Here is a 5,075-nt window from a genome sequence, read left to right as displayed (position 1 = left end):
CCAGCGCGAGGCGCGGAAGATCACGTCCAGGTCGAGGCTGTCGGCGTGGACCACCGGCGCGATCGAGTCGTAGAAGTAGAGCGAATCGCCGCAGAGCTTCTGCACCTCCGCGGCCAGCGCGTCGCTGGTGAGCGGACCGGTCGCGAGGATCGAGAGGCCCTCGGGAAGCACGTCGACCTCGCGGCGCACGAGTTCGATCGCCGGCTCCGCCTCGATCCGCTCGGCTATCCATGCCGAGAACGCGCCGCGATCCACCGCCAGCGCCGAGCCTGCGGGAACGCGCGTGGCGTCGGCGGCCGCGAGCACGAGCGACCCGGCGCGGCGCAGCTCCTCGTGAAGCAGGCCGACGGCGTTCTCGCGCGCGTCCGAGCGCAGGCTGTTGGAGCAGACCAGCTCGGCGAGCGCGTCGCTCGAGTGCGCGGGCGAGCGGCGCGCCGGCCGCATCTCGAACAGGCGCACGGGCACGCCCCTGCGCGCGAGCTGCCATGCGGCCTCGCAGCCCGCGAGTCCTGCCCCGACCACCGATACGGCTTCCGGCACCACGCGCGGAACATAGCCCGCGGGCCTCAGCCGGGCCGCGCTCGGGCGAGCCGGACGCCGGAGCGCAGCAGCAGCCCGGCGAGCTCGAGATCGAGCAGGATTCGCGAGAGCTCCGCAGGCGCGAGGCCGAGCGCGCGCGCGACCTCGTCCGCGTCGCGAGGACCGTCGCGGAGCAGCGCGAGAACCGCGCGCGCCGGCGAGCCCTCGGCGTCCGAGGCGGCCGGGGCGCACTCGGCGACCGGCCTGCGCGCGAGCGGCCCGAGCACGGCCTCGATCGCGTCGGCCGGCTCGAGCGCCGGGGTCGCGCCCTCGCGGAGCAGCCGGTTGCTGCCGCGAGACAGATCGGAGTCGATCGGGCCGGGAACGACAAGCACCTCGCGGCCCTGCTCCAGCGCGTGGCGCGCGGTCCAGAGCGAGCCGCTCTTCTCGCGCGCCTCGACGATCAGCGTGGCGGCCGCGAGTCCGCTGATCAGCCGGTTGCGCTCCGGGAAATGGTGCGGGTGCGCGCCTGCTCCGGGCGCGTGCTCGGAGAGCCACGCGCCGCCCGCGGAGAGAACGCGCTCCGCGAGCCCGCGCTGGCCGGTCGGCGTCACGCGGTCGAGCCCCGAGGCGAGCACCGCGAGCGTGTGCCCGCGACCGTCGAGCGCGCCCTCGTGCGCGGCCGAATCGATTCCGTAGGCGAGCCCGCTCGCGATCGATACGCCTGCAATCGCGACCTCGCGCGCGAACTCACGCGCGCAGGCGAGCCCGCGGGCCGAGCCGCGGCGCGCGCCCACGATCGCGAGCGCGGGACCGGCCGAGAGCTCGCCGCGGACCCAGATCGCCAGCGGTGGATCGGGAATCGCGGCCAGGCCTTCGGGGAAGCCCGCGGAGCCCGGCGCGAGCGCGCGAATCCCGCGCTCGCGGGCGTCGGCGAGCAGGCTCGGCGCCGCCGGCGCCGAGCGCGCCCGCTCGATGGCTGCGGCGAGCGCGGGCGAGAGCCGAACGCCGCGCGCCTTCGCATCGGCGCCGAGCACGGCCGCGGCCGTGCCGAAAACTTCGATCAGACGCTGGGCCTGCGCCCGGCGCAATCCGGGTAGACAGGCGAGCTCGACGCGCGCCGCGACTTCTTCGTCCACGGACTCTCCGCGGGACCGCGCGGGGTGATGACGGCTAGAGTAGCCGGCGCATGTCACCCTCGCCGGCCGATTCCCCACGCGCGCTGCTGCTGCCCTACGCGCTTCCCTACCTGTGTTACGTGGGGCTCGGATCGGTCTTCGACGTGCGCTCCGAGCCGCTCCAGCTCTACGGCGCGCGCGCGCTCGTGGTCGGCGCGGCACTGGTCTGGGGCATGCGCTTCTGGCTTCCGCTGCGCGGGCCGAAGCCGCTCGGCGGCTCGCTCGCTCTCGGCGGCGTGGTCGGCCTCGTCGGCACCGCAGTGTGGATCGCGCTCGCCGCGCCGTTCGCGCCCGAGGTGGCCGCGCCCTGGAGCGACTCCGCGTGGCTGGCGCGCGCGCTCGTCGCGACGGCGCTTCCGCCGCTGATCGAGGAGCCGCTGCTGCGGGGCTACGTATTCGGGCTGGTGCTGCTCGTCGAGCGCGCACGGCGCGCGGGCGCCGCGCTCGGCCACGCGTTCGATCGCGACTCGCTCGCCTCGATCGCGCCCGGCCAGTGGAGCTGGCTTGCGCTCGGGGTCTCGAGCGCCGCGTTCGCGTCCGGACACGCACCGTCGGAGTGGCTCGCGGCGGGGGTCTACGGCCTGCTGATGTGCGGGCTCTGGATCGCGCGCGGCGACCTCGTATCATGCGTCTCGGCCCACGCCATCAGCAACGCAGCTCTGGCCGTCTACGTGCGCACGACCGGCAGCTGGGTGCTCTGGTGAGACCCGCAGAGGACGAGATGCGCGAGATTCCGCAGAGCTACGACGCCGCCAGAGCCGAACGCGAGTGGGCCGACCGCTGGGAGCGCGACGGGCTCTACCGCTACGACCCGAGCCGAAGTCGAGCCGAGACCTTCGCGGTCGACACGCCCCCGCTCACCGTCTCGGGCTCGCTTCACATCGGGCACGCGTTCAGCTTCACGCAGGCCGACGTGATCGTCCGGCAGCAGCGCATGAACGGGAAGAACATCTGCTACCCGATCGGCTGGGACGACAACGGCCTGGCGACCGAGCGGCGGGTGCAGAACGTGTTCGGAATCCGGCCGGATCCGCGCAAGGCCTACGATCCGACCTGGAAGCCCACGCGCGAGCGCGCGAAGGACGCGCCGCTCGAGGAGGTCTCGCGGCGCAACTTCATCGAGGCCTGCGCGCAGATCACCGCCGAGGACGAGCGCGCGTTCGAGGAGGTGTGGCGGCGCATCGGCCTCTCGGTCGATTGGACCTCCCAGTACGCGACCATCGACGAGCACTGCCGGCGCGCCTCGCAGCTCTCGTTCCTGGATCTGGTCGCGCGCGGCGAGGTGTACCAGAAGTACGCGCCAACGACGTGGGACGTCGACGACCGCACGGCGGTAGCCCAGGCCGAGGTCGAGGATCGCGAGATGCCCGGCGCGTACCACGACCTGCGCTTCGCGGTCGAGGGCGGCGGCGAGTTCACGATCTCGACCACGCGTCCGGAGCTGCTCGGCGCCTGCGTCGCGGTGGTCGCCCACCCCTCGGACGCCCGCTACCAGGCGTACTTCGGCAGGCGCGCGCGCACGCCGCTCTTCCACGCGCTCGTGCCGATCCTGGCCTCCGAGCACGCCGACCCCGAGAAAGGCACCGGAATCCTGATGGTCTGCACGTTCGGCGATCAGGCGGACGTCGAGTTCTGGAAGGGCCGCGACCTGCCGCTGCGCCAGCTGATCGGCAGCGACGGGCGGATGCGCGCGGCGAAGTTCGGCGAGGCGCCGTTCGAGAGCGCCGATCCCGCCGCGGCGCGCCAGGCCTGGTCCGCCCTCGAGGGCAAGACCGTGAAGCAGGCGCAGGCCGCGAGCGTGGAGCTCTTGCGCGCCGCGGGAGCGCTGGCCGGCGAGCCGCGGCCGATCACGCATGCGGTGAAGTACTACGAGCGCGGCTCGCGACCGCTCGAGTTCGTGCCCACTCGGCAGTGGTTCATCCGGCTGCTTCAACACAAAGAGGTGTTGCTCGAGCAGGGGCGCAAGATCGAGTGGCGGCCCGGCTACATGCGCGCGCGCTACGAGAACTGGGTGCAGGGGCTGAACCAGGACTGGTGCGTGAGCCGGCAGCGCTACTCGGGCGTGCCGTTCCCTGTCTGGTATCCGCTCGGCGCCGACGGCGCTCCCGACTACGAGCGGCCGATCTTCGCCGCGCCTGGGAGCCTGCCGGTCGATCCGATGTCGGCGACTCCGCCGGGCTATCGGGACGCGCAGCGCGACCAGCCGGGCGGGTTCGCGGGCGACCCGGACGTGATGGACACCTGGGCCACCTCGTCGCTCACGCCGCAGATCGTGAGCCGCTGGCCGCTCGATCCTGAGCGCCACGCGAAGCTCTTCCCGATGGACATGCGGCCGCAGTCGCACGAGATCATCCGCACCTGGGCCTTCTACACCATCGTGAAGGCGTGGATGCACGAGCGGCAGATCCCTTGGCGAAACGTCGTCGTCTCGGGCTGGATCCTCGACCCCGACCGCAAGAAGATGTCGAAGTCGAAGGGCAACGTGGTGACGCCGATGGGCCTCTTCGAGACCCACTCCGTCGACGCCGTGCGCTACTGGGCCGCGCGCGCGCGGCTCGGCGTCGACACCGCCCTGGACGAGCAGGTGATGAAGCTCGGTCGCAGGCTCGCGACCAAGCTCGCCAACGCGGGCCGGTTCGTGCTGCTGCAGCTCGAGCGCGTGAGCGCCAGCGGCGGAACGCTTGCCGCCTCGCGAATCTCGCACCCGCTCGACGTCGCCTTCGCCGCGAAGCTCGCCGCGCTCGTCGAGCGCGCCACGCGCGCCTACGAGGAGTTCGAGTTCGCGCCCGCGCTGCAGGCCTGCGAAGAGACGTTCTGGGACTTCTGCGACAACTACCTCGAGATCGTGAAGGTCCGCGCCTACGCCGAAGCGCCGTCCGCAGGAAGGGACTCGGCGCTCGCGACGCTCGAGCTCGCGCTGCGCGTGTTCCTGCGCCTCTTCGCGCCGGTCATGCCCTACGTCACCGAGGAGGTCTGGTCCTGGCGCTTCGCCGGCCCCGGGCGCGAGCGCTCGATCCACACCAGCGCCTGGCCCTCGGCGCAGGAGTTCGGCGGAATCGCGCTTGCGAACGCAGGACGCGCCTACGACGCCGCGCGCGAGGTCTCGGCCGCGATCCGCGGCGCGAAGACGAGCGCGAAGAAGAGCCTGCGCTGGCCGGTGGCGCGGCTCGAGGTGCGCGGCGGCGAGGAGGAGCTCGAGGCGCTTCGCTCGGTGCTCTCCGACGTGCTCGGCGCCGGCAGCGTCGATGCCGCGAGTTGCAGGCTCTCGTCTGGCGCCGCCGGCGAGGGGACGCTCTTCGCGACGACGGTGGAGCTCTCCGAGCAGGCCGCCGAGCCGGGCAGCGCGGGCTAGCTCGCATTTCTCACCACGGTGATCCG

General features: G+C 72.9%; 4 protein-coding genes. 2 read left to right on the top strand and 2 right to left on the bottom strand.

Going from position 1 to position 5,075, the window contains the following annotated elements:
- A partial coding sequence (locus FJ108_17860) for an FAD-dependent oxidoreductase (GenBank protein MBM4337757.1) occupies positions 1-771 on the bottom strand: 771 nt, incomplete at its 3' end.
- Positions 567-1,958: a DNA-protecting protein DprA gene (gene dprA, locus FJ108_17855; protein MBM4337756.1), complete on the bottom strand. Its 1,392-nt coding sequence runs from the start codon at positions 1,956-1,958 to the stop codon at positions 567-569. The genes dprA and FJ108_17860, both read right to left, overlap by 205 nt.
- Here dprA and FJ108_17850 point away from each other — a divergent pair.
- Together FJ108_17850 and valS are read left to right on the top strand one after the other, a co-directional pair.
- Positions 1,709-2,401: a CPBP family intramembrane metalloprotease gene (locus FJ108_17850; GenBank protein ID MBM4337755.1), complete on the top strand. Its 693-nt coding sequence runs from the start codon at positions 1,709-1,711 to the stop codon at positions 2,399-2,401. The genes dprA and FJ108_17850 overlap by 250 nt on opposite strands.
- A 17-nt stretch (positions 2,402-2,418) precedes the next feature.
- Positions 2,419-5,049: a valine--tRNA ligase gene (gene valS, locus FJ108_17845; protein MBM4337754.1), complete on the top strand. Its 2,631-nt coding sequence runs from the start codon at positions 2,419-2,421 to the stop codon at positions 5,047-5,049.
- Positions 5,050-5,075: the final 26 nt, after the last annotated feature.

The organism is Deltaproteobacteria bacterium (assembly GCA_016875225.1).
GTDB lineage: Bacteria > Myxococcota_A > UBA9160 > SZUA-336 > SZUA-336 > VGRW01.
Note: the sequence above shows the minus strand (reverse complement) of the source record. Positions and strands in the feature narration are given on the sequence as shown.

Coding starts and splice junctions, on each gene's coding strand:
- valS (MBM4337754.1), top strand. CDS start 2,419: ATGCGCGAGATTCCGCAGAGCTACGACGCCGCCAGAGCCGAACGCGAG.
- FJ108_17850 (MBM4337755.1), top strand. CDS start 1,709: ATGTCACCCTCGCCGGCCGATTCCCCACGCGCGCTGCTGCTGCCCTAC.